The organism is Clostridium beijerinckii (assembly GCF_036699995.1).
Taxonomy (GTDB): domain Bacteria; phylum Bacillota; class Clostridia; order Clostridiales; family Clostridiaceae; genus Clostridium; species Clostridium helianthi.
The window spans coordinates 749,604-775,248 of sequence record NZ_CP144906.1; the positions used below are offsets into that span (position 1 = coordinate 749,604).

Annotated in this window: 32 protein-coding genes and 1 other RNA gene; 28 read left to right on the top strand and 5 right to left on the bottom strand. The window is 29.0% G+C overall.

Annotated elements, in window-relative coordinates:
- The first annotated feature begins 66 nt into the window (after positions 1-66).
- On the top strand, positions 67-507 hold the full coding sequence (gene dut / locus PZA12_RS03630) for a dUTP diphosphatase (RefSeq protein ID WP_077844407.1): 441 nt from the start codon (positions 67-69) through the stop codon (positions 505-507).
- Between the two features lie 39 nt (positions 508-546).
- Here dut and PZA12_RS03635 read toward each other — a convergent pair whose 3' ends face one another.
- Positions 547-1,107 (bottom strand): class I SAM-dependent methyltransferase, encoded by a 561-nt coding sequence (locus tag PZA12_RS03635; RefSeq protein ID WP_078116015.1) that lies wholly within the window; start codon positions 1,105-1,107, stop codon positions 547-549.
- A 580-nt stretch (positions 1,108-1,687) separates the two neighbouring features.
- On the opposite strand from PZA12_RS03635, the gene PZA12_RS03640 reads away from it, so the two are divergent.
- From PZA12_RS03640 to ssrA, 12 genes are all read left to right on the top strand, one after another.
- Positions 1,688-2,245: an accessory gene regulator B family protein gene (locus tag PZA12_RS03640; protein WP_077844409.1), complete on the top strand. Its 558-nt coding sequence runs from the start codon at positions 1,688-1,690 to the stop codon at positions 2,243-2,245.
- Between the two features lie 55 nt (positions 2,246-2,300).
- Complete coding sequence (locus PZA12_RS03645; protein WP_017212455.1) at positions 2,301-2,429, top strand: hypothetical protein; 129 nt, start codon at positions 2,301-2,303, stop codon at positions 2,427-2,429.
- A gap of 34 nt (positions 2,430-2,463) precedes the next feature.
- On the top strand, positions 2,464-3,726 hold the full coding sequence (locus tag PZA12_RS03650; protein ID WP_077855528.1) for a sensor histidine kinase: 1,263 nt from the start codon (positions 2,464-2,466) through the stop codon (positions 3,724-3,726).
- Between the two features lie 390 nt (positions 3,727-4,116).
- Entirely contained in the window at positions 4,117-5,007 is an 891-nt protein-coding gene (locus PZA12_RS03655) for a sulfide/dihydroorotate dehydrogenase-like FAD/NAD-binding protein (protein WP_061114804.1), read from the top strand.
- A complete protein-coding gene (gene gltA, locus PZA12_RS03660; RefSeq protein ID WP_338481374.1) occupies positions 5,007-6,401 on the top strand; it encodes an NADPH-dependent glutamate synthase in 1,395 nt (464 codons plus the stop codon). Before PZA12_RS03655 ends, gltA begins: the two co-directional genes overlap by 1 nt.
- 369 nt (positions 6,402-6,770) lie before the next feature.
- Positions 6,771-7,490: a YczE/YyaS/YitT family protein gene (locus PZA12_RS03665; protein WP_078116018.1), complete on the top strand. Its 720-nt coding sequence runs from the start codon at positions 6,771-6,773 to the stop codon at positions 7,488-7,490.
- 312 nt (positions 7,491-7,802) lie between these two features.
- Positions 7,803-9,518, top strand: a complete 1,716-nt coding sequence (locus PZA12_RS03670) for a methyl-accepting chemotaxis protein (RefSeq protein WP_103698291.1) — start codon at positions 7,803-7,805, stop codon at positions 9,516-9,518.
- Positions 9,519-9,946: 428 nt separating this feature from the next.
- Positions 9,947-10,342, top strand: coding sequence for an ATP-binding protein (locus PZA12_RS03675; RefSeq protein WP_078116020.1), 396 nt, complete (start codon positions 9,947-9,949; stop codon positions 10,340-10,342).
- Positions 10,343-10,407: 65 nt separating this feature from the next.
- Positions 10,408-12,408, top strand: coding sequence for a methyl-accepting chemotaxis protein (locus tag PZA12_RS03680; RefSeq protein WP_103698290.1), 2,001 nt, complete (start codon positions 10,408-10,410; stop codon positions 12,406-12,408).
- Between the two features lie 11 nt (positions 12,409-12,419).
- Positions 12,420-12,692, top strand: a complete 273-nt coding sequence (locus PZA12_RS03685; RefSeq protein WP_011968016.1) for an STAS domain-containing protein — start codon at positions 12,420-12,422, stop codon at positions 12,690-12,692.
- 54 nt (positions 12,693-12,746) lie between these two features.
- Positions 12,747-14,570, top strand: a complete 1,824-nt coding sequence (locus PZA12_RS03690) for a PAS domain S-box protein (protein ID WP_103698289.1) — start codon at positions 12,747-12,749, stop codon at positions 14,568-14,570.
- A gap of 262 nt (positions 14,571-14,832) precedes the next feature.
- Positions 14,833-15,190: a transfer-messenger RNA gene (gene ssrA / locus PZA12_RS03695) on the top strand.
- On the opposite strand, the gene PZA12_RS03700 is transcribed toward ssrA, so the two are convergent.
- The 3 genes from PZA12_RS03700 to PZA12_RS03710 all read right to left on the bottom strand — a co-directional run bounded on the left by PZA12_RS03700 (position 15,151) and on the right by PZA12_RS03710 (position 17,688).
- The gene (locus PZA12_RS03700; protein WP_181005995.1) at positions 15,151-16,665 is read right to left on the bottom strand and encodes a recombinase family protein; all 1,515 of its coding nucleotides are present in this window, start codon (positions 16,663-16,665) and stop codon (positions 15,151-15,153) included. The two genes, ssrA and PZA12_RS03700, sit on opposite strands and share 40 nt — an antisense overlap.
- 145 nt (positions 16,666-16,810) lie before the next feature.
- Positions 16,811-17,245, bottom strand: a complete 435-nt coding sequence (locus tag PZA12_RS03705) for an ImmA/IrrE family metallo-endopeptidase (RefSeq protein ID WP_103698288.1) — start codon at positions 17,243-17,245, stop codon at positions 16,811-16,813.
- Between the two features lie 14 nt (positions 17,246-17,259).
- Positions 17,260-17,688 carry a helix-turn-helix domain-containing protein gene (locus tag PZA12_RS03710; protein WP_103698287.1) on the bottom strand — a complete coding sequence of 143 codons (429 nt, stop codon included), beginning with the start codon at positions 17,686-17,688 and terminating at the stop codon, positions 17,260-17,262.
- Positions 17,689-17,840: 152 nt separating this feature from the next.
- On the opposite strand from PZA12_RS03710, the gene PZA12_RS03715 reads away from it, so the two are divergent.
- The 13 genes from PZA12_RS03715 to PZA12_RS03775 all read left to right on the top strand — a co-directional run bounded on the left by PZA12_RS03715 (position 17,841) and on the right by PZA12_RS03775 (position 24,612).
- Entirely contained in the window at positions 17,841-18,056 is a 216-nt protein-coding gene (locus PZA12_RS03715) for a helix-turn-helix domain-containing protein (RefSeq protein ID WP_103698286.1), read from the top strand.
- 40 nt (positions 18,057-18,096) lie between these two features.
- A complete protein-coding gene (locus PZA12_RS03720; RefSeq protein WP_103698285.1) occupies positions 18,097-18,588 on the top strand; it encodes a helix-turn-helix domain-containing protein in 492 nt (163 codons plus the stop codon).
- Positions 18,589-18,604: 16 nt separating this feature from the next.
- A complete protein-coding gene (locus PZA12_RS03725; protein ID WP_171779989.1) occupies positions 18,605-18,778 on the top strand; it encodes a hypothetical protein in 174 nt (57 codons plus the stop codon).
- Between the two features lie 138 nt (positions 18,779-18,916).
- The gene (locus tag PZA12_RS03730) at positions 18,917-19,411 is read left to right on the top strand and encodes a hypothetical protein (protein WP_103698284.1); all 495 of its coding nucleotides are present in this window, start codon (positions 18,917-18,919) and stop codon (positions 19,409-19,411) included.
- A gap of 109 nt (positions 19,412-19,520) precedes the next feature.
- Positions 19,521-20,402: a ParM/StbA family protein gene (locus tag PZA12_RS03735; protein ID WP_242984837.1), complete on the top strand. Its 882-nt coding sequence runs from the start codon at positions 19,521-19,523 to the stop codon at positions 20,400-20,402.
- Positions 20,395-20,766, top strand: a complete 372-nt coding sequence (locus PZA12_RS03740) for a hypothetical protein (protein WP_103698283.1) — start codon at positions 20,395-20,397, stop codon at positions 20,764-20,766. Before PZA12_RS03735 ends, PZA12_RS03740 begins: the two co-directional genes overlap by 8 nt.
- Before the next feature lie 14 nt (positions 20,767-20,780).
- Entirely contained in the window at positions 20,781-21,497 is a 717-nt protein-coding gene (locus PZA12_RS03745) for a hypothetical protein (protein WP_077828976.1), read from the top strand.
- A gap of 1 nt (position 21,498) precedes the next feature.
- Entirely contained in the window at positions 21,499-22,818 is a 1,320-nt protein-coding gene (gene dnaB / locus PZA12_RS03750) for a replicative DNA helicase (RefSeq protein ID WP_209013975.1), read from the top strand.
- 5 nt (positions 22,819-22,823) lie between these two features.
- Positions 22,824-22,979 (top strand): MarR family transcriptional regulator, encoded by a 156-nt coding sequence (locus PZA12_RS03755; RefSeq protein WP_077828977.1) that lies wholly within the window; start codon positions 22,824-22,826, stop codon positions 22,977-22,979.
- Between the two features lie 114 nt (positions 22,980-23,093).
- Entirely contained in the window at positions 23,094-23,330 is a 237-nt protein-coding gene (locus PZA12_RS03760; protein ID WP_077828978.1) for a hypothetical protein, read from the top strand.
- A gap of 18 nt (positions 23,331-23,348) precedes the next feature.
- Entirely contained in the window at positions 23,349-23,861 is a 513-nt protein-coding gene (locus PZA12_RS03765; protein WP_077828979.1) for a hypothetical protein, read from the top strand.
- A gap of 26 nt (positions 23,862-23,887) precedes the next feature.
- Positions 23,888-24,262 carry a hypothetical protein gene (locus PZA12_RS03770; protein ID WP_103698282.1) on the top strand — a complete coding sequence of 125 codons (375 nt, stop codon included), beginning with the start codon at positions 23,888-23,890 and terminating at the stop codon, positions 24,260-24,262.
- Between the two features lie 41 nt (positions 24,263-24,303).
- On the top strand, positions 24,304-24,612 hold the full coding sequence (locus PZA12_RS03775; RefSeq protein ID WP_103698281.1) for a hypothetical protein: 309 nt from the start codon (positions 24,304-24,306) through the stop codon (positions 24,610-24,612).
- A gap of 130 nt (positions 24,613-24,742) precedes the next feature.
- Here the strand turns inward: PZA12_RS03775 and PZA12_RS03780 are convergent, their stop codons facing one another.
- Positions 24,743-25,066, bottom strand: a complete 324-nt coding sequence (locus PZA12_RS03780) for a hypothetical protein (protein ID WP_103698280.1) — start codon at positions 25,064-25,066, stop codon at positions 24,743-24,745.
- 128 nt (positions 25,067-25,194) lie between these two features.
- Here PZA12_RS03780 and PZA12_RS03785 point away from each other — a divergent pair, with 128 nt between their 5' ends.
- Both PZA12_RS03785 and PZA12_RS03790 read left to right on the top strand, forming a co-directional pair.
- Positions 25,195-25,413 carry a hypothetical protein gene (locus PZA12_RS03785; protein WP_103698279.1) on the top strand — a complete coding sequence of 73 codons (219 nt, stop codon included), beginning with the start codon at positions 25,195-25,197 and terminating at the stop codon, positions 25,411-25,413.
- A gap of 24 nt (positions 25,414-25,437) precedes the next feature.
- Positions 25,438-25,632, top strand: a complete 195-nt coding sequence (locus PZA12_RS03790) for a hypothetical protein (protein WP_103698278.1) — start codon at positions 25,438-25,440, stop codon at positions 25,630-25,632.
- The last annotated feature ends 13 nt before the right edge of the window (positions 25,633-25,645 follow it).

A 25,645-nucleotide genomic window follows, 5' to 3' on the forward strand; every position in this document is an offset into this window, starting at 1 on the left:
AAGTGGATTTTTGTATTCGAAAATTATATAATCATAATATTATATAATCTTTAAGTAGGTGTTAAAATGGATAACTATATTTTAAAAATAAAAAAAATTGATGACAAAGCTGTAATGCCTAATTACGCTCATGAAGGTGATGCTGGATTAGATCTATACGCAGTAAAAGAATTAACTTTAAAGCCAGGAGAAAGAGGATTAGTACATACAGGAATACAAATTGAACTGCCTAAGAATACTGAAGCTCAAATAAGACCAAGAAGCGGTCTTGCATTAAAAAATGGTATAACTACGTTAAATTCGCCAGGTACTATAGATGAAGGATATAGGGGCGAAATAGGAGTGATTCTAATTAATCATGGAAGCGAAATTTTCAAAGTGGAAGCAGGAATGAAAATAGCTCAAATGGTTATAAAACCTGTAGTTAAAGTTGACATAATAGAAATAGAAGAATTATCTGAAAGTGAAAGAAATCAGAATGGCTTTGGTTCATCGGGAACAAGGTAAATCGACAGGTATTGAGAGATACCTGTCTTTACTTATCAATTAAACTAATTTTAGAGATACATTAAACCTGCATGGATTATAATATCCATCAGTTATTTTCCAGTCTTTAAAGTCATTTTTATCATAAAGTAAGTGCTCTTTTCTGTGTGAAGTAATAGGAAGGTCTCCGATAAATATAGCCTCTTTAGCAACTCTTTTTAATTCTGAAATTGCTTGTCTAGCATACTCTTGATTAGGAAAATAGTGAAATGCTCCAAAGCAAAATACTTTATCAAAAGTTTTGTCTTTAAAGATTAGATTATTTGCCTCTCCATGAAGAACTGAATTGTTAAGTAATTCTATGTGCCTTTTTACAAGAGAAGAAGAATAATCTACTCCTACATATTCACCACATTTTATATATTGAGCTAGTCCACCTGCTCCGCAGGCAACCTCTAATATTCTATCTGTTTCCTTAATGTCTAGCTCTTTAACAATTTGTTTAGCTATTTCTTTTACATCAGCAGTAGTATCTTCGTATCCGTCTAATTCCTCTAAACATGTAGTATTTCCATTTCCTTTTCTTTCCCAAACTTCTTTCCAATAAGACATATCTTCCATAATTCTCTCCTCCTGAAATTTATTAAATTGAATAAAAATAAAAATGTTTTATTCATATAAGTGAGTTCAATTATTGAACGATATTATACTAACATTGTTCAATGTTCAGTACAATAAGTTCATGCAGAATTTACCATGGTATTGCAAAATGAGAAGAGGTAATAGAAAAGTAGGTAGTAAGAATGCAGTGCTGAGACTGAAGTAAAAATACTCCTATGAATAAAAAATATATATACAATTCATTAAATTAGAATAGATATATAATTATAAATTAATTTGAATATATATTTAATCATATTTAAATTTTAAATGTAGAAAAATACCGATTTTCGCATTAGTATATAAAATTATACTTAAGAGTAAATTAATATTTATAATATAGTAAAGAAAAAATATACTATTAATAGTTACTTATTAAGGCATTTTTTTTATAATAATCATCTATTAATAATTGGAAAAATATTTTTACAAATTATGCTTATTAACGACTTGGATATAGATAAATATATGTTGAAAATTAGCAAATAAGGGACTATAATATATTTAACATATAGAAAAATATATAAAAAGAGAGATAAATATGGTAAAGAGTATTTCAAAAAAAATTATAAATAGTATATCAACAAATGATAACTATAGTAAAGACCAACTAGAACAAATGGAATATATTTTAGTTAGTATTTTATTTGAGACGATAAAGCTATTTTCTGTTATAGTTATATTTTCATTGCTTGGATATTTCGACAAAATTATTATAATTTTAACAGTCATGAGTATGACTAAGATTTTTATAGGCGGATACCATGAAGATACTCAGGTTAAGTGTTTTATAGCCACAGTGCTATTAGCAATTGGAATATTGGTGTTAAATTCTCAGTGCACTCTCTCATTTGTAGGTAACTGTATACTAATTATCTTAAGTATATTTTGCCTATGGCATCAAGTTCCAATAATAAATCCTAAAATGCCAATTACGCGCCAAGAATTAATAAGTAAAAACAGAATAAGAGGTCTAAGTATTGCAATAATACTTGGTATAACATCTATATGTCTGTACAATTTTAGCAACTATTATTCGCTTATAACATGGACAATCCTATTTAACACCATATTAATGTTTAATAAAAAAGATGCTTAATGTTTTGAAATATTAACGATAAATTTTAAGCAAAATTGAAAGGGGAATGGATTTTATGAAAATTAAAAATTTATTAGGTAAGGTATTAATGATGTTATCACTTTCAATGATTATATTTGCTCCAGCATCAGCAGCTACAGCAGGAATTGAAGAAATGCCTGAATCTATGAAAAAATTGAGATAAGTCACTTTCACGTAAATTTAAGGAGGAATTTTTGGTGCGTTTATTGGCAGATATAATAGTCTCTATGATTCAAGCTATAATTTTCGCGTATTCGACAGAATGCTGCTTGAAGAGTGAAAATAAATTAAACAAACTTAAAGTAGTTTTAATAACCATAGTTACTTTTATTATAAACAGTAGCTTTACAAGTATATTTGGAAACATATCTATCTGTGTGTTTATAATACATATATCATGTTTAGTTGTAATGATTTTCTCATATAAAGATAACAAACTAAAGTCAATGATTCCCTATACATTGACATATTCTTTTATGGGAGTGTATGGAATTATATCATATAATTTATTTTTTGGTTTTATAGAAGGTCTGATACCAGTAGAATATGCAGATATAGCTAATATTTTGATTATATATGTTCCTTATATTTTATTCTTATACTTATGTATAAAATACATGGGCAAGTTTATAGAGATGTACAAGCTGGCGGTTAGTGAGAAGATTAATATGATCGTGATTATAACAATAAGCTTCTGTCTAGATTTCGTTTTGGCCTTTTATTTAATAATTTATAATGATGAATCTAAAATGTTAAAAAATATGATAATCACAATCTTATGCGTATTTTTAGCGTTTATCATAAAATATTTTGCAAATATAAAGAAGAAATCAGATCAAATATTTAAATTAAATGAAGCTCTAGAAGAAAAAAATAGTGAACTTAGGAAAATTAAGCATGACTACGGAGCACAGATATCGTATTTATATGGACTTTGTCTAATGGAAAGATTCGATGATTTAAAAAAATCTCTAAAAGATATTATAAATAAGAATGATTCTACGCCAACAGCTGTAGAGGTTAGCGAGAATAGAAATTCTATATTATCCCTTGCATTAAAACCGGCTATTGATATGGGAATACATGTAATAATAGAAGAAAATTGTGATTTCTCTTTAGTGAGTATTACTGAAATGGAGTTTTATAGAATAGTATCTAATATAGTAAATAATGCAATAAAAGCAATGAACGGCAAAGGTATAATAATTGCAAAGGCTTATGAATATTTAGGAAATGTAATAGTGAGAATAGAGAATAATGGTCCTAGAATTCCAGAACAACATCTGAATGATATATTTAAAGTTGGGTTTACTACAAAGGAAAATAGTGATCAAAGTCATGGATACGGGTTAAGTATTGTAAAGGATTTAGTAGAGAGTCATAATGGTAAGATATATGCGAAAAGTAGCGATGTAGTTACTGAATTTAAAATAGTATTTCCTATAAAGAATTTTGTATAATATTTAGTATACATAGCGAATATTTCCCTAGAAATATATTTAGGATTGAATAGAAGTACATATTAAAATTAAATAAGATTACAATGATGATAATAGATCTATATAAAATTAAGGTTTATTATCATTTTTTATTGAGTTTTGATAGTTAGAAATATTAATATCAGGTTTTTTATTATGAGAAACTTAATATAGATATCAGTGATAAATTTAGATGCACAGGGATATCATTAGAAAATGCTCGAGAATCATCAGTATTAAGTAGTAATATAGGTCTTATAGATAAGTAGAAATATATGAGAATTCATAAAAAGTATTTTAAAAATTCAGAATAATAGTGTAAACTATATATTAAGTGATAAAACTTAACATAATTAAAAGGGGTGCGATGGCATGTATAAAATAGTGAACAAAAAGGAGCTAACAAACAATATATTCTCAATGGATATAGAAGCTCCAAGAGTAGCAAAATCTGCAAAGCCTGGACAATTTATTATCATAAAAAATGATGAAAAAGGTGAAAGAATTCCGTTAACTATAGCAGATTATGATCAGGAAAAAGGAACAGTAACTATAGTTTTTCAAACTGTAGGAAAGGGAACAAAACAGTTAGCTGCTTTTAATGAAGGGGATCATGTAGCTGACTTTGTTGGACCATTAGGTGTACCAAGTGAATTTATACATGAGGATATAGAAGAATTAAAGAAAAAGAATTTCATCTTTGTGGCAGGTGGAGTTGGTGCAGCACCAGTTTACCCACAAGTAAAATGGATGCATGAACATGGAATAGCTGTAGATGTTATTTTAGGAAGCAGAAATAAAGATTTATTGATATATGAAGAAAAATTAAAGAATGCTGCTGGAAATCTTTATGTAACAACTGATGATGGTTCATATGAATTTAAGGGAACTGGATCAGATATGCTTAAAGAGCTAGTTAATAATCAAGGTAAGAAATATGATCATGCAATTATTATTGGACCAATGATAATGATGAAATTTACTTCTATGCTAACTAAGGAATTAGGAATTCCAACAACAGTAAGCTTAAATCCAATAATGGTTGATGGTACAGGTATGTGTGGTGCTTGTAGAGTTACCGTTGGAGGAGAAGTTAAGTTTGCTTGTGTTGATGGACCAGAATTTGATGGACATTTAGTAAATTACGATGAATCAATGAGAAGACAAGCTATGTATAAAACAGAAGAAGGAAAAGCACAGTTAGAAGTTGAAGAAGGAAATACTCATAGTCACGGTGGCTGTGGTTGCAGAGGTGATAAATAATGGACATGAATGAGAGATTAGTTAGAATACCAGTAAGAGAACAAGATCCAAAGGTTAGAGCAGCAAACTTTGAAGAAGTTTGTATCGGATATAACGAAGAAGAAGCAACTAAAGAAGCTTCTAGATGCTTAAATTGTAAGAATCCTAAGTGTGTAGAAGGATGTCCAGTATCAATCAATATACCTGGATTCATTTCTTATGTTAAAGATGAAAAATTTGAAGAAGCTGCAAAAGAAATTTCAAAATACAGCTCACTTCCAGCAGTTTGTGGAAGAGTATGTCCACAAGAAAAGCAATGTGAAGGAAGATGTGTTTTAGGAATAAAAGGTGACTCAGTATCTATTGGTAAACTTGAAAGATTTACAGCAGACTGGGCAGCATCACATAATGTTGATTTAAGTGCAACAGAACCTAAAAATGGAATTAAAGTTGCAGTTATAGGAAGTGGACCTGCAGGACTTACTTGTGCTGGAGATTTGGCTAAAAAAGGATATGAAGTAACTATATTTGAAGCACTTCATAAAGCAGGTGGAGTTTTGGAATATGGAATTCCAGAATTCAGACTTCCAAAAGAAAAAGTAGTTAAAAATGAAGTTGAAAACATTAAGAAACTTGGTGTTAAAATAGAAACTAATGTTATAGTTGGCAGAACTATAACTATAGATCAACTATTTGAAGATGAAGGATTCAAAGCTGTATTTATAGGTTCAGGTGCAGGACTTCCAAGATTTATGGGAATACCAGGGGAAAATGCAAATGGAGTATGCTCAGCAAATGAATTTTTAACAAGAGTAAACTTAATGAAAGCAGCAGTAGAAGGATACGACACTCCAGTTAGATCTGGTAAAAAAGTTGCAGTAGTAGGTGGAGGAAATGTTGCTATGGACGCAGCAAGAACTGCCTTAAGACTTGGATCTGAAAGTCATATCGTTTATAGAAGAGGTGAATCAGAACTTCCAGCAAGAGTGGAAGAAGTACATCATGCTAAGGAAGAAGGAGTAATCTTTGATGTATTAACTAATCCAACAGAAATCTTAGTAGATGAAAATGGATGGGTTAAAGGAATGAAATGTGTAAGAATGGAACTTGGAGAACCAGATGCATCGGGAAGAAGAAGTCCGGTTGAAGTTCCTGGTTCAGAATTTGTTATGGATGTAGACACTGTAATAATGTCACTTGGAACATCACCAAATCCATTAATTTCATCAACAACTCAAGGATTAGAAATAAATAAGAGAAGATGTATTGTAGCTGAAGAAGAAACAGGTCTTACTACTAAAGAAGCAGTTTATGCTGGTGGAGATGCAGTTACAGGAGCAGCAACAGTAATACTTGCTATGGGTGCAGGTAAAAAAGCAGCAAAAGCTATAGATGAGTATTTACAAGGAAAATAAGATTTTAATTAGATTTCAGTAAATAATAAGATATATACTTAAGCTAATATTTTATATAAAATCAGAGGATATTTGTTACAAGGGCTAAAAATAAAAGCCATTAGAACAAATATCCTTTTTTATACTCAAATGTAAATTAAATTGTTTTATATACAATGAATTAATATGATGGAAAATGAATGAAAATGAATTTTTCTTTTGACAAAATGAATGGTAGATAGTAAAATGATTTTATGTTTGTACATGTGCATATTATTTAAGATTATATATAGAAAATTATATAATAAAAAGTGATACATAATTATATCTATTTTATGTTTATTCAGTTTATATGTAGCAATAAATTATAATAAAAAAGGAAGAAATAATATGAATAAAGCAATGAACTTATTAAAAAGAATTATTTTATTTTTTGTTGGAATGAGTATAATTCAGTTTGGTGTAGCATTATTTTTGAAGACTAATATTGGATCTGATCCATTTACTGTATTTACGCAAGGTTTAGCGTTTGCATTAGATAAAACAGGATTAAAGAATTTTTCTGTAGTTAAGATGATAAGTGGAGCAGATCAAGTAACGCCAGGGGTAGCAAATATGATTATATTGATCGTACTATTTGCCGTTATACTCTTAGTTGAGAGATCGCGTATAAAGATAGGAACTTTAATTTGTGTTGTAGGAGTAGGACCAATTATAGATCTTGGAGTGAAGGTTGTTTCATATTTTCCAGTTGAATCTTATAACTATTTTATAAAGGCATTATTGGTTGTATTTGGGTGTTTAATAATTGCAATAGGGTTTGCAGTTTTATCAGCAACAAACGTAGGAGTTGCCCCAAATGATATCGTTCCATTTATAATACAAGATAAAACTAAGGTACAATACCGTTGGATTAGAATAACACTAGATGCTGGATTTTTAATAATAGGATTTATATTAGGAGGAAAAGTTGGTCTTGGTACTGTGATAGCAATGATAACAACTGGACCATTTATACAATTCTGCCTCCCTTATGGAGAAAAGTTTGTAAACTTATTAGTAAATGAAAAAGATGTGGATGTAGAAGAAAGTGTTACAGCCACTGTATAGTTAATTTATAAAAGTGAGAGTAAAGCTATAAGGGCGATTTATTAATTAGTTTAATTTAAAAGAATACAAATTTTATTTAGAAACAGGGTTTGCTTAGCAAACCCTGTTTTTAATTGTAGTAATTATATAGCGAATATTGAAATATATTTTGAAATGGTGTAAAATTATTACAAATAATGAAATAAGTCGATAAAAAATGACCAGAGTTTATAATGGAGAATAACTATTAATCTATAATTGCATGATTATTTTATTTAAATTAATTTCTGTACGAAAAATTGGGGATATATTATTAAAAAAGGAAGTGTTATAATGAAAAATCTTATTAATTTAAGTGTTAAGAAGAAACTTGTTTTAGTGTTCTTTGTGATTTGTATTCTTATAGCCGCAATAGGAACAGAAGGGATTTTAAGTTCTGCAAAAATAAATGATAATGCAGAGGTCTTGTATACAAATAATTTAACATCAATTAAAGACTTAGGGGAAATAAAGGGAAATATCAATGATATGAGAGCTACATATAATAGATTAGTTTTCGAAAGAGATAAAACAAAACTAGATGATTATTTAAAGGTTATAAATGGTTTAGACATAAAAAATGATAAAAGTATGAAAGACTACGAAAGTGTAATTACACTTTCAGAAGAAAAACAAACTTATAATGATTTGAAAAATGACTTAGCCAAATATATAGAAGTAAGAAATAAAGCAATTGAATTCGCGAAAAACGGGGATTATGATGAAGCAATTAAAATTAGCAATTCCGATTTAACTACAATTAAAAATTCTTTACTTGAAAATATTCAAAAAAGTATTGATGCAAATGCAAAATCTGCAGAGCAAGCTAATTTAAATAGTATGGCTCAATTTAAGAGTGTTCGATATACGATATTAATTTTTACATCAATAGCTTTTGTAATTATTCTTTTTATGGCATATATGTTAAGTAAGAATATATTGAATCAATTAAGAGAGATAAAGGACTTTGCAAAAAGATTATCAACCTATGATTTTGCAACTGAAATTACGATTACAAGGGGAGATGAGTTTGGACAAACAGGTGTGGCTTTAAACACTGCACAAGAAAATGTAAAGAACTTAGTTAAAGTAATTATGGAAAATTCACAAGATTTAAGTGCAAGCTCAGAAGAACTTTCAGCAACAGTTGAAGAAATATCTTCAAAAGCCAACACCATAGATCAAGCAGTAGATAATATTACTTCTGCAATTCAAGAATCTAGTGCAACTACTGAGGAAATAAGTGCATCTATTGAAGAAGTAGATTCAAGTATTAATGTACTTTCTTCTAAAGCTATGGAAGGAAGTAATAATGCAAGTGAGTCTAAGAAAAAATCTATGGAAGTTAAAACTAATAGTCAAAAGGCTATTAGTGAAACTAGAGAATTATATATTGAAAAGCAGGAAAAAATGCAAAAAGCCATCGAAGATGGAAAAGTAGTAGAGAGTATAAAAGTTATGGCAGAAACAATTGGAGGCATAGCGGAACAAACAAATTTACTTGCATTAAATGCGGCAATTGAAGCTGCAAGAGCTGGAGAACAAGGAAAGGGATTTGCTGTAGTAGCCGAAGAGGTAAGAAAACTTGCGGAGCAATCATCTGATGCAGTAATAAATATTCAAGATACAATTAATAAAGTTCAGTTGGCATTTAATAGTAGCATCAGCACAGGCAGCGATATATTAGAATTTATAAGTAAAAATGTTGAAGAACAATTTAATGATTATAGTGAAGTAGGAAACAAGTACTATAATGATTCAAACTTTGTAAGTAACATGTCAGAAGAAATTGCTGCTATGTCAGAAGAAATAACAGCGACAGTTGGACAAGTGAGCGAAGCAATTCAAAATATGGCGCAAACATCACAAAAATCAAGCGAAGAAGCTGAAATGATAAAAGATAGTATGAATGAAACAACAAAAGCTATTGAACAAGTAGCATTAACCGCTCAAAGTCAAGCAGAGCTTGCTCAAAAACTTAATGAAATGGTGCAAAAATTTAAGATATAGTAATACTTATTAACTTTAAGAAGAGATAGAATTTAGGAGGTAAATGAAAAATACAAACTAATGATATGATTAATTATAAAATAAAACTAGGACAATAGAAGGTGAATCATATAAAACATAGAGTGATATTGAAAATAAATTATCACTTTATGTTTTTTTGATTAAGAGAAGTTCATATAAAAATATATTATAAAAATTATTTTTGAACGATGTTATATTTGATACAATATAGTATATTAAAAAACTAATGGATATGATGCAATATGTTGAAAGCGGATGAAATAAGTGTAATAATGTAATGGGGATATTTTATCTTTAATTGGTTAATTAGAAAAAGTAGTTAATATTAATGAAAAATGATAAGATAAGTAGGATTTTGAGTTAATTATGAAAAAATGTTTTAACTATGTCAAAGAGGGGGAATTAATGTGTCAGTAACAAAAGGATCGGTGATATTTTATGGACTAGATAATCTTGATAAGAAGGTGAATGATATCATTGATGTTTTGGATTTAAAAAAACAATCTTTTGAAGTGAAACTTATAATATTTGAAGCTGTTAATAATGCTTATATTCATGGAAACAATAGTGATAGCAGTAAACCAATTTATGTTGAGTGGGAATTGAAAGAAAATTTACTAAGTGTTATAGTAAAAGATTGTGGGCAAGGGTTTGAAAATATAAATTTGCATAAGAAAATAGACGAAGAGAATATATTAGATGAATCAGGTAGAGGCTTGTATATTATAAGTTGTTATACTGATGAACTAATATTAGACGGAAGCTCTATAATTATGCGTAAGAATCTTTTATGTGACATATAGATTAATATATATATGGTTAGTAATTTATACCTAATGAATATTGTACATGCTAGGGAGGCAGCTCGATGAAAATTTCTTTAAAGATAAAACTTATGATCACTTTTTTTGTACTCATTTCCTTACCAATGGGGTTACTTGGGTATATATCGTATAGAATGTCCAGCGCATCTATACAAACGGCTGTTCAACAACAATTAAAGGAACAGACTTACAATACATCTAATTTAATAAATAAAACGATAGATTCAACAAAACATTCTTTGGAAGTTGCAAGTTTGAATGGCGATATTATAAAAGCAGTTGAAAATTCAAATACAAGCAATTTAGATACAGCATCTGAATATATAAGAGCGGTCCAAGAGAAAAATAAAGATTTCATGGAAGTATTAATTATTACAGATGCTTATGGTAAGGTAATTGTAAATACTCAGTCAAAAGAGAATGATATAGATTTAAGTGATAGAGATTATATGAAACAAGCACTTAGTAGTGGTAAGGAAGTTGTTAGTGAAGTATTAACGTCTAGATTTACTGGTAATCCAGCTATTTTTATAGCTTATCCATTGAAAGAAAATGGCAAATTGATTGGTACACTTGTGGGAAGTATAAAGTTTGATAGTATATCAAGTTATGCATCTCAAATAAAAGTTGGTAAAAGTGGATATGCATATATGATCGATAAAAATGGGTTAATTGTTTATCATCCAGATTCAAGTAAAATTCTAAAAGAAAATGCAAATGATAATGCAGGAGAAGATTTAAAAGTTTTAGTTCAGGAAATGAAAGAAGGAAAATCTTCAGAAGGATTCTATACATATGGGAATATATATAAATATGTTGTTTTCCAACCTGTTGGTAACTGGGTGATTGCAGTTACAGCGCAATATGAAGAATATATGTCAGCAGCTTTAAGTATAAGGAATTATACAATAATTATTTCTTTAATATCAATCATTATAGCAATGATATGTGCTTATACATATTCGACAATAGGAATAATTAATCCAATTAAGAAACTAGAGAGATTAATGAGATCTGCAGGAGAAGGAGATTTAACTGTTAAGATTGATATACAAAGCAAAGATGAAATTGAGGAACTTGGAAAATCATTCAATGAAATGATAAAACATCAAGATCGAATAGTAAGAAATGTAACTAACGCAGCAGAACAGTTGAATGCAGCATCAGAAGAAATGGCAGCTTCTTCAGAAGAAATAAGTGCTGCAACTGAGGAAATAAGTGCTACAGTTAATCAAGTGGCGCAAGATGCAGAAAAGCAAAATGAATCTATAGTTGATGTTTCAAAAGTTTTAGTTCAGCTTTCAAGTCTTGTTCAATTAGCTCAAAGTAGAGCTAAAGCTACAAGTTCAAATGCAGCTAATACAATGTCAGCAGCTGATCTTGGAAGAGAAAAAGTTGAGGAAACTGTAAAGGCAATGGATATTATAAGTAAAGGCAGTGAGGAAACTTCGCAAGCATTAGAATCTTTAAGTGGATTATCGAGTAAAGTAGATGGTATTATAAACATAATAAATTCTATTGCAGAGCAGACTAATCTTTTAGCATTGAATGCAGCTATAGAGGCTGCTAGAGCAGGAGAGCATGGAAAGGGATTTAGTGTAGTTGCAGATGAGGTTCGTAAATTATCCGAAGAATCAAATGATAGGGCAAGAGAGATTGCTGTACTAGTTAGTGAAATGGTAAAGCAAACGCAGAATGCGGTAATAGCAATGGAAAGATCTAAGTCAGAAGTAAATAATGGAGTAAAAATAGTATCAGAAACAGATAAAGCATTTGTTGATATAATTAATGCAATAGAAAATATAGTTAAACATGTTAATGAGATACTTGATATTACTGGTGATGAAGTAGCATCGTCTGATAAGGTAATTGGGCTTATAAATGACATAGCAACAGTAACAGAAAGCAATGCGTCAAATAGTGAAAATGTATCTTCAGCAGCAGAAGAACAAGCTAGTGCAATTAATAATTTAACAGCTACAGCACAGGAAACAAGCGCTATGGCAGAGGAATTAACTAAACTTGTAGAAAGATTTAAAATATGAGGTGATAATTGATGGAAATAAGTATACCAAAAGACTTTGTTGTTGATGAAGTCGCAAATTTTAGAGTAAAAGTAAATAAATTAATAGATGAAGGACAAAAGAATTTTATATTCAATTTTAATGATTGTAATTTTATAGATAGTACAGGACTCGGTGCATTAGTAGCTGTTTATAAAAAATGCGCTGAAAAGAATGGAAGTATAAAATTAAAAGGACTAAAGCCAGAAGTCGAGAAGTTATTCAAATTAACAAGGTTAGATAAGGTATTTGAAATTTGTCCATAAAAATATCTGAATTTTTTATGAAGTAAAATTCAGATAGAAAGGACTTTCGATTATATGCGTGAGGGTAAAGAAAGTATAAAAACATTAGATGAAAGCGTAGAAATAAGTCAAAGTAATTACAAAAAAATTTGGGACAAGGTAAATGAGTTAGTGTTTGTAATTGAGATTAGTAAAGGATTTGTTCCAAAGAATTTTATAGATTTTAATAATAAAGTTTGTAGTAAATTGGGTTATTCTAGAGAGGAACTTATTAAAATTTTACCTTCAAATGTTTTAAATTTGACTAATATAGAAGATAAGATTAGTATATTTGAAAATTTAAGTAATAAGAGAGTATGCGATAAAATAGAGCTTACATTAAAATCAAAGGATGAAAAACGTATTTACGCTAAATCTAATATATCTATATTTAGTCATGAAGAAAAAGATTTTGCTTTAGTAATTGCAACTGATATTACTGAATACAAAATATTAGAAGAAGAGCTTAAAGGAATATTAAATGGAATACCTGATGTAATAAAAGTATACAATACAGATTATACTATAGCTTTTTTTAATGAAGCAGGATATGAGTTTTATAATAAAACCTCAGAAGAAATAAAGGGAAAAATGTGTTATGAGATGCTATCTAGAAACGAAAAATGCTTAGATTGTTCTTTTGAAGAAGTAGTGGCGACTAAGAAAATGCTATCGCGTGAAAGATATATTCCAGAATTAAATAAATTTATGGATGTATGCTATAATCCGGTGTTAGATAAAAATGGAGAATTATTATTTATTGTTGAGAGGCTTAGAGACATAACAGAGAAAAAAATGCTTGATAAAATAACTAAAGATAGCAGGGAACGATATAAACAAATAATTGATAATTCACCCGATGCTGTAATTATTATAGTAGATAATAAAATTGCTTTAGCTAATAATGAAGCCTGTAATTTGTTTGCAACGCTTTATGATGATTTGATTGGGAGTAATGTATATAGACATTTTCAGGACAAATATAAAAAGGCTTTGCATAAAGTATTTAGAAATATAATATCTGAACGAAAAATGAAAGAAATTTATGATTATGACTTCTACGTTCCCAATAATAAATTAATAAATGTTCAAGTTTCATATAGCTACATATTATACGAAGGTAACCAAGCCATATTGGCAGCAATAAGAGATATTACTGAAATGAAGCGAGATATAAAGAAAGCTGCTGAGTTACAAAGGAGTACGCTTCAAAAAGAATTTCCTGCTCAAAATTTTATTGATACTATGAGTGTTTATATGCCGGCGCATACCATTAGTGGGGATTTCTATAGAATTTATGAAATAAACAAAGACTTTATTATTGGAATGATAATTGATGTTAGAGGTAAGGGGATATCGGCAGCTCTAAATATTTCTGCATTTGATATTTTGTGTTTTCAAGAAGTTAATAAGGGTCACCATGATCCAATGGAGATAGTAAAAAATTTAAATAAGAAGTTAGTAAAATATTACGAAGAAAATTATGTTGCTGTATGTTGTTTTTGCATGGATTTTAATAGCAATGAGCTTAAAGTAGTTGGAGCCGGAATTAATCAATTTCTTTTTCAAAAAAAAGGAGAAAATTTAGAAGAGAAGATTGTAGAAGGATCTTTCCTAGGTATGTTTGATAATAGTGAATTCTGTGAGCAAACGATCTTTTTTGAATCAGGAGATAAAATTTTCTTTTTTACTGATGGATTAGATTTTATTCTAGAAGAGGATAAAGTTATACAAGAATATATGAGAGATGCAAGCATATTTGAATTTAAGAATTACTTAGATGATTTCCTAAGTGATAGTATTTTAGAAAGTGGAAAATTAAAAGATGATTGTACAATGGTTGCAATAGAAATAAAATAAATTAAGATTTATTGATTTATATCAAAGGATAAAATTTATAATAAATGTTATCCTTTGATTAATAATTTAAAACTTAGAATTTGTAAAATTTTTTAATAAAAGTATTTAATGATTTTAAGCTATAATACAGGATTTATTGATTGTTGATTCTAACTAAGTAACAATGTACCAGTTGACACTTAGCATCTATTAAGTTAGAATAGGTTATACAAGATGAACATTTCTTTGAAAACAAAATATGTTATTAAACCATCTTTAACTTGGGGGCGTTTTGGCTTCGACGGGGGTAAGAAGGGTTTGTTAAGCGAGTCGAGGGACGCATGGAGCCTCGTTAATAAAGTATGCACTAAATGTAAACGCAGAAGATAATTTTGCATTAGCAGCTTAGTTTAATAGCTGTTCATCAGCCCAGGTTGCCTACGGCTTGGATCACTGGTGTCATTAAAGTGGGAAACGAAGCCTAGCAAAGCTTTGAGCTAGAGGGGTATTCATGAAGCTACTGAGAAGTATAGCCTGTCTAAGGGCGATACTTTGAGGGAATTTTAAAACTTAGACTGCACTCGGAGAAAGATAAATCAATCTACTTTCGGACACGGGTTCGACACCCGTCGCCTCCACCAATAAGGCTCACAATTGTGTCAGTTGTGATTCTGTCTTCATAGACAGTGATTTTTTGAACATGAGTTTGGATTACTTTCTTTTTGTTTTCCAAACTTTTTTCTTTTATATCAGAATCTTTCTTTAAATATTTTTTTATCATATCTTCCGTTGGTGAATTTAATTTTGCCTCTCTTTCAGCTTCATTTATTCTTATAAGTAATGTTGTTTTTCTAGTTTCTAACTGATCTGATTTTTCTTTCATTGATGAATTATAAAAACCATTTGCAATAGCGTCTAGCATATTATCAATTTTAGTTTGAATATTAGCTAATTCTTTTTTATAAATTTTAATATCTTCATTAATTATTTTATTTTGTTCGCTTATAAATGAAAATATATCAGGTACTATATTTTCTATAGCCGAATCTGAAAATATATTATTATATAGGTCATCAATAACCACTTGTTCAACATAATCTTTATTTATAGCTTTCATATCACATTGTTTTGTTCTTTTTCTATTAGAACATTCATAAGTTTCATATAGGCTCTTATTTCTTCCAGCATATCTTCTATTACCAGTCATGGCTGAACCACATTTTCCACAATAGATAAGGCCACTTAAAAGATAAATAGCTTTTGCAGTATTAGCACCTTTATTAATTTTATTACTGTCCATTTTAATCTTCACTCTTTTCCATAGATCTTCTGATATGATTGCAGGCATACCACCTTCGATTTTTATTATTTCATCTTCTGATTTAATTTTATGTGAATTTCTCTTACCATTAATTTTTTTTGATGATTTATTAAAAATATAAACTCCTCTATATTTTTCATTAGTCAATATTCCATATAAGCTATTTTTGCCAAAGCCTTTACCTGTTTTAGACTTATATCCTAAATCATTTAATTTATCAATAATAGGAGTATATCCAGTGCCAGATGCATACATTTGAAATATTAATCGTATAGCATTAGCTTCTTTCTCATTTATACAATAAGTTTTATCTGGATTAACATCATAACCTAAGGGTGGAATTCCACCAGTATGTTTGCATTGCAGAGCAGTCTCTTTCATCCCTTTCATGACTTCACGACTAAGATTAATTGAATAGTATTCAGCCATACCTTCAAGAACTGATTCAAGTATTATACTTTCAGGAGAATCATCTAAATGTTCTAATACAGATATCAATTTTACATGATTATCTTTCAATTTCTTTTTATAAAAAGCACTATCATATCTGTTACGAGAAAATCTATCTAATTTATGAACTATAACAGTATTAAAAATATTAAATTCTGAATCTTTTATCATTTGTAAAAATTGAGGCCTATCGTCTGTTGTAGCAGAACGCGCTTCATCAGTATATATTTTTACTATTTGAATATTATTATGGTTTGCAAAGTCTTTTATGGCTCTAATTTGAGCATCTATACTTTCTTCTCTTTGGTTATCTGATGAATAACGTGCATATATGGCTGCTTTCATTTTTTTCTTCCTTCCTAGTACTTATTTAATAAGAATGTATGTTCTTTTTGAGTTTTAAAATTAACCAGTTACTTACCGATAACTGGGTTACAATTATATTATTATCAAATTTACTTATTTTATAAGGCGTTCGTTGAGAACACTTTTATATATAATTAAATTTTAATTTAACTATTTCAACTGGAACATTAAATTTACTAGCAATCTGGTTGATTGAATAACCATTTAATTCACTTTCATCTATATGATAAATTGAGAATTCGGCTAAAAACACATTGGCTTCATATTCTATTTTCACCTTATTTAAATAGTTTGTTGCATTACTAAAAAAACAATTACTTTTAGGGTGGAGAATAGCGTGTCCTAGTTCATGAATCAGAACAAAGTGTTGTTCTGATTCTGTAAGACAAGAATTAACAAAAATAACTTTGTTTCTTTTTATATACTTATACATCCCCCATATATCTAAAGGACAATAAATCACTTCAATATCTTCACTATATGCTATTGTTTTAGGATTATCGGTTTTATATTTCTTCTTTAGTTTATTGACCGTTTCTTTTATATACTCTCTATTCAAAATATACCGCCACCTTATTTTTTATATTTATTAGGTGTATATTTTTTCTTGTTTTTAATTTTTATTTGTTCAAGAGCTATATTCATAGCAGCTTCCATTAGATCTAAACCATCATCATCAAGTTCTACACCATTATAATATTTACCTTCATCTTTTTTATTTCTGAAATCATCAATTATATTTTTTAAATCGTTTTGAATATCTTTTTTATCTTTTTCTGTTAATTTTTCAGGATTAAATTTTCTATAAGCACTTTTTCCTAATAAAAAATCAATAGTAACATCAAAAAAATCTGCTAATTTTTTTAATGAATCATTATCTGGCGAACGTCTATTTTGTTCCCACATACCAATTGTACTAGGACTTATATTTAGTATTTTTGCTATAGCAGCTTGTGTCAAATTTTTTTCCTCTCTTAAAATTTTCAAATTATCGCCTAACATATTAATCCTCCAATCTTTAAAATTATAGTATCACAATATGTGTAGGTAATAAATAAATCACACAAAAAGTGTAAAAAAATATTGACAACACAAAACGTGTGATTTATAATAAAAACATAAACACAAAGCGTGTGAAACGAGGTGATAAATTAATGAATGAGTTTTTATTAAAATTCAGAAAAGAAAAAAAATTAACTCAGGAAGAATTTTCTGATTTACTAGGAATTACCTTAACATATTATTCCAAAATAGAATTAGGTCTTAGAAATCCTAGTTATAATTTTCTTAATAAATTCAAAAGTGCATTCCCAAATGCGTCAATAGATGATATTTTTTTTAGACAGTATGTACACGAAATGTGTAGCTGAATTTATATTTACATTATATCTTTGAAAGAGGGGGAAATACATGTCCAAAAAAGCCACAAAAGCCATTGATAACATATTCTATAAAGCACGAATGGAAGCAGCAAAGTTCAATGATTCGCTAAATAGTAGAGAAGGTGCATCTGAGAAAATTGGCATAGATAGAACTAGATTAGCTCGTATAGAACTTGGAAGTCTAAATCCTTATCCAGAGGAAGTACTTCTAATTTCGGACACATACAATGCTCCAGAGCTTTTAAATCATTATTGTTGCCATGAATGTCCAATAGGACAGCATATTGCAATACCAATTAATCAAGAAAATGTTGAAAATATTTATAAACTTTCAATAAGTATTTTTAATTTGCTTGGTGCAGGCAATGAAATGAGTACAACCTTACTTGATGTTGTTGAGGATGGGAAAATAACAGAAGACGAAAAGCCACAGGTGGATTATATAGTAGGAAATTTAAAAAAACTTTCTGGATTAACAAACGAATTAGTAATAGCTCTAGAAAAATTAGAAATTGAATAGATGTGGGGGATGAAATATGGTAGGAGTTTTAAGAAGTACTTATGATAGAAAAACAGGCAAATGCTTAAGTCGAGAAATAATTGAAGTTTTAGACATGACTGATAAAGAATTTTACGCACCAATAGTTGAAATTGAAGCAAAATGCATTATGGAAAAATTAGCAAAAGAAAGGAAAGAGAAAAATGTGTAAGATTAAATGTCCTCACTTTATCCACAATAGCCATAAATTGCGTAGCAAAATTCTGGATAAAAAGAGTAGAAAAGTTCATTTAATTAAATTTTGTTGTGGAAATTATTCTAAATGCAAAATATGTAAGGAGTGTTAGAAATGAAAAGAAATGAAGTTGAAAAAGTTTTTCAAGAACATGGATTGAATGATTATAGATTAACTTGTATTGAAGATCTAAAGAATTGTTTAGGTATAGATGCATTAGCAGTTAATGGATATGAGGATTTAACAGAAGAAAATAAAGAAATTTACACTAATTTTATTATTAATTTCTTTAATTCCATGGGAATGGATAAAAAGATGATTACAGTGCCAAAAGCTATAAATTATGTTGAGGAAATAGATTATGTAGCACCACATCCTGATGCAGAAGTTGATGAAGACTATAAGGATTGTTATGTAAGCATAGATACAAAAATAATTGTATTAAAAGCTGATGGAAGTAAAAAACAATTACACAAATATTCAGATAGTGAGTATAAGAATTTAAAGCCTACAGAGCAGTATAGAAAGGAATATTTAAGATTCGCGTTCTTAGAGGGTAAGAGTAAAGTTTGGTTACATGTAACTCATGAAGGCAAACAATGGTACTAATAAAAAAAGAACCTTACATAAAGGTTCAATAAGTTTTGATTTACGTTCTTTGAGATGCGGATCACTACTCCGTATCTCCATTATAAATTATTTGATTGGAGATGTAAAGATGATAACAGTATTAGATTTAGGAAATAACAATATTAAGGGATTAACAGATATATGTGGTCCGATTAATTTTAGAAGTAATTTAAGTAGGGATTATGAAGCATATCCAGATGGATTTAATTATGTGCTTTTAGATGGACAATATACTTACTTTGAAAAGGGTACTTTTAGTAAGGAGTACATAAAAACTAATAAAGATTATAAGGCCCAATTATTATATGGAATAGCAAAATTAAATCCTGATGCAGATAGTATAGATACTAATTTAACTTTATTGCTGCCAATAAGTGAAATGGAGCATAAAGCAAAGTATGAGGATGAGTTAAAAAATAAGCAATTTAAATTTGCTGTTAAAGCTAACAAGAAAAAGGATATGATCGTTAAGATAAAAGATGTTTTTGTAGTTCCAGAAGGATATGCAAGTTACTTTACATTGGATGATAAATTGAAGGCAAGTAATGTCTTAATTATAGATATTGGTGGGAGAACAACAAATGTAGTTGCAATGGATTATGGAAAGCCACAAACATTAAACACTTATAAGATTGGTATTTTAGATTTTTATTCAAAGCTTAAGCTCCTAAATGAGGACAAACAGTATAAGCTAGAGGATATTGAAAAAGCGATTCAAAGAGGTGATATTAAGGTGTCTCAAAAGGATTTAGCAGTATTCGCAAATGATGTGATAAATGAGATTAGCTTAGCAGTTAATATAAATCATTACAATGTAGCTTTTACTGGTGGAGGTTCTTTAGTTATAGCTGACATAGTAAAAAATAATTTGCCTAAACAATGTAGCGTTCTAGATAATGCTTTGTATTCAAATATAAATGGAGCATTAGCAGTTAGTAAGCAAATTTGGAGCGATAAGAGCAATGGCTAAAGGGGTTAGAAAAACTATAATACTTAATGAAAATAATCCAAAAGAGAAATTAATTTTAGATGAATTAGGCAAGCAATACAATTATTCGGAGTTTATAAAGGATGCACTTTTTTCTTATATAAAAAATAACAATATTTTACATGATGATAATTTAATGATAAATGAATTATCACACAATGATAATAAGATGGTAATTCAATTACCACATGATGATAATGAAGTGATAACACAATTATCAAATAATGATAATAACAATTTTTTTATAGATATAAGCAATGTGTCTGATACAGAACTAAAAATTGATACAGATGAATCAGAAAATCCAAGTCAAAATGCTCTAGATTTTCTTAAAAATAATTTTTGAAAGGAGATAGCAATATGAATTATATGTTTGATTCTAATGTGGCTGAAATAGTTGGTGTGGACGGAGCAGTTATGTTGCAGAATATTAGTTTTTGGATAGAAAAAAATAAGGCTAATAATAAGCATTTTTATGATGATAGCTATTGGACGTATAATACCGTAAATGCTTTTGAAAAATTATTTCCTTTTTGGTCTAAAAAGCAGATATCAAGAATCCTAAAAAATTTAATAGAAGGTGGATATTTGATTGATGGGAATTATAACAAGTTAAACTACGATAGAACTAAGTGGTATGCAATTACCCAAAAGGGATATTCCATTTTACCAAATGGGAAAATGGAAGTTACCAAAGAGGAAATTCCAAATGACCAAACAGGGGAACCTATACCAGATATAAACACATATATAAACACAGATATATATATACCAGGTGATGAAGAAGAGATTTGGAATATGTATCCTAACAAAAGGGGAAAGGCTCAAGCTATTAAAAAAATACCTAGTATATTAAAAAAGTATGGTAAAGACCAATTATCTAGATGTGTTGAAAGATATTCTAATGAGGTTAAGGGAAAAGAAAGTCAATTCATTCTTAATGGATCAACATTTTTTAATGGCAGGTTTGAGGATTACTTAGATAATAATTACAAATCTGATACAGCTATCGATATCAAAGGTAATATTGAACCAAAGACAGTAGAAATAGATAAGTCGAAGTTAGGAGATTTGTAGTATGGAAATTCTAGATAGGATGTTACCTAATAACATCGATGCAGAACAAGCAATCATTGGATGCATAATGAGCAATGCAGATAAATTACTAGAAGTAGAATTAATATTACTACCAGAAGACTTTTATGTTGATAAGCACAAGAAAATCTATGAAGTAGTAATATCACTTTTCAACCGAAGTATTGGAACAGATCTAGTTACAGTATTAGAGGAAATGAGGAAAAAGAACTTACTTGATAAGTGCGGTGGTGTGACTTATGTAACAGAGTTAGCAACTTCATATTTTGAAAGCATTAATATTAAAACATATGCAAATATAGTTAAGGAAAAAGCAAATAGACGAAGATTAATTAAAGCAAGTAAAAGCCTTTTAGAAGGAGCTTATGAAGCAGAAGACATTAAGAGTGTTATTGATAATACTGAAAATGATTTATATCAAATATCTAGTAATCAAAATAAAAATGATTTTGTTCCAATTGATAAAGCTGTAGAGAAAGCATTTATCAATTTAGAGAAAAGATTCAATAATGGTGGAGATTTAATTGGACTATCAAGTGGATTTCAGGATTTAGATAAAATTACATGCGGATTGATAAAAAAGGATTTTGTAATAATAGCAGCAAGACCATCAATGGGTAAAACAGCTCTTGCACTAAACATAGGACAAGCAGCCTCCAAAGATGCAAGTGTAGCTATATTCTCATTGGAAATGTCTAATGATCAGTTAACAGATAGATTACTATCAGCTAAATGCTTAATTGAATATTTAAAAGTTAAAACTGGTCAATTGAATGACAAGGAGTTTGAGGATATTTCTATTGGAGCTAATGATTTAATGACAAGAAAACTGGTTTTGGATGATACAACAACTCTTTTAAGTGATATAAAAGCTAAATGTAGAAAGCTAAAAATACAAAAGGGCCTAGATGTTGTAATAATAGATTATTTACAGCTAATAAGAACTACACTGAAAACATCAAGTAGAGAGCAGGAAGTATCAAATATTTCAAGAGAGCTTAAGGCACTAGCTAAGGAATTAGATATTACTATGATTGCTTTATCTCAGTTATCAAGAGCTCCAGAACAAAGAGCGGATCATAGACCGATTTTATCTGATTTAAGAGAATCAGGATCTATAGAACAGGATGCAGATGTAATTCATTTTCTCTATAGAGATGAGTATTACAACAAAGAAACGGAAGATAAAAACATTGCGGAAGTTATTACAGCTAAGAATCGTAATGGACAAACAACCACTACTAAACTTGCATGGTTAGGGCAATTTCAGAGATTTGGTTCTCTAGATGTTATAAGGAGGTAGAGCAAATGGAGAATAAGAATGAAATTATAGATAAGGTTGTTAAAGCATATTTCGAAAAGCCGGATAAAACTTTGGAAGAAATTTTTAAGGAATATACAAAAGGCTTTTCGGATGATAAGACAAGAGCTTTTTATAAAAAAATAAAAGAAATAGTAAATTGAAGTACTTGCAGGACTAGGAGCGTTGGCAGGGGTTACGAATTGTTAATGTTAAGGTTACTGCAATAAAAAAATATACAAGGGGAGCAATCCTCTTGTAGTAAATAAGGTGTAAGCATGGATATTAAGATAGATAAAACAATTGAATATAAATTCCTAGAAGCATGGGAAAAAGGAATAGATGATAAAAATGTGATAATTACTAGCAAAAAAAGTGGCGAAAGCTACAGAATTGATATATCAGAAAAGCAGAATAAATTAAAGTTTTATAATCCAGTAATAGCTAATTGGCAGTCATGCACCTATGTGTTACCAGAAGAGATATTTGATGTGTGGTATGTGACCGCAGTATAGGGGGAAGGAGTAACAATTATGAGTAATAATATAAAAGATTTACTAGTAGCAAACGGATATGGATTTTATACAGCAGCATCATGTAGAGAAACTGGCCTGCCTATGTTAGATGGTGGAAGTTATAAAAAATATGCTGATAAATGGTTATCAGCGTCAAGGTGTAAAAGAATAAGGCAACCAGTTAAGGAAGATGAAGAGCCAGTTGCATTTTATAGATGCCAAAAGGGATATTGCTCTTTATATAACAGAGAAAATACGGAAGTCAAAAATTTATTAGAATATGTAACTCAATATCAATTAGATATAATGAGACATTGTGTTGGTATAGGAAGAAAAAATAAACCATATAGAAATTATTTTTTTACTCAGGAAACAGATAAAGATTGGAATGAATTAGTTCAAAAAGGCTTAGCTGAAAAAGGCACTAATCATCCAAATAATGATGAATGTATTTACTTTTGGTTAAGCAAGCAAGGACTAGAATTAATTCTTGGAAGATCAGTAAGTGATAAATTTTATAAAGAGCTATAAGCAAAAAATATATATGGAGGGAGATCATGATAAAACAATTAATTGCTAAAGTTAAAGAAAATGCTACAGATGATTGGAACTTAGTAGCTGGATTAGAGATAGCAGTTATTGAGCTACAAGAAAATTCAAATGAATTTTTGGTATTAAGACCTATTCAATTAGATCAAATGGAGAAATTCTTTAAAGTAATGCATGAAACTTTTGGTAAAAACGAATTCTATGAAGATTATGATTATTTCGTATGTTATGCAGTCAGTGAAGATTGTGACGATATTCTATTAACAATCACTAAGGAAAATATAGAGGAATTAAGACAAGCCACTAAAAAAGACGTATCAATTCATAATAAAAATTTAGAGATGTTAAAGAAAAATCATAATTGGTATAAATATAAAAATTGATTGTAATAATGCGTAAAGTGTAGAGTTAAGGAGTAAAAGGAATGAGTGCTAAAAACATTGAGGTTAGAAAACTACTAAATGAAATGACCAAAGAGGAATTAGTTGACTGTATTATCAGCAATAATGCTTATTTTTGTATTAGTAAAGATGGTGGAATTTCAACAGCTAGACATTATTTAATTACAGCATTATTAAATAGATTAGAGAAAATAAATAAAATTGATACTGGAGATATAACAAAAGCCAAAAACAGAAAAGAAATTATAGATATTATTGAAGCTGATAGAAAGAACCGTAAGAAATGGGAGGATATTAATAAAAGAATTGAACAATTAATGAAGAGTAAATAATGCACAAAGTGTAGAAAGTGTGTATTACATTAAATACAAACAAAAAATATTGTGTTAATAAAAATAGCACTAAAAAGTGCCATTGAAGTAAAAGGATATTAATTTTAAATACTGTAATTAGTATTAATATTTATTGAGTACTTGCACGTGTAATCGCTATTTCCCCACTACCAACTATAGCAATTAGATCTCCATTTTTAATAGTTCCTAGATTGATAATTTCATCTAGTGTATCAAATCTTTTATAAAATTTCTGGTTTCCATTAGAATCAATTATAAATAAACTTGTAACATTATTTGGAGTTACAAGCTTAGCTGTAGCATCAAAAGATTGAATTCCGGAAATGTTGTATACACCTTGCTTATAAGAATCAAATGTAAAAATTGCTTGTGCAACTTCTGTAAAAAGAATTGTGGATAGTAAAAAAGATATTAAGAACTTTTTAATATTCAAAAAACACACCTCCTTGTATAACATTATTCTTTCTAAACTATAGGGAGAATATGCAAAAATAGATTAGAAATATAGTGAGGAGTTATTACGTCATACTAAAATTTGGGGCAGAAAGGAGTGAATAAAATATGGATAAATGTGAGTTCGTAGCAATTAAAGGATTAGTAGTTAGGAAAGATAACATTGTTTATGCCAGAAAGCTTGAAAATGGAACAGGCATAGAATTTGCAATAGCACAAAATAGTAGTTTTCCTCCTAATTCATTCATAGTCAATTTTCAAGAATCAGAGGAACGTGATAGAACATTTGATAAAATCATGGTTGCATTAACAGGAGATTTAACTTAACAATTCTAAAAAGGGGTGAATTAGATGGAAGTTGAAATGAACATAGTTGGAATTACAGAAGATAATAAGCTTGTGCTTGAAAGTAATGGAATGATATTTAAATTAGATGGTTGTGAAATAGATATTGATAAACTTTGCCAAACTTATGAAGAAAAAACTGGGGAAGAATTAGAACTTCAAGTTTTTAAAGATGATAATTTTATTGATGAAGAAATGTAGATTTGAAGTAGCA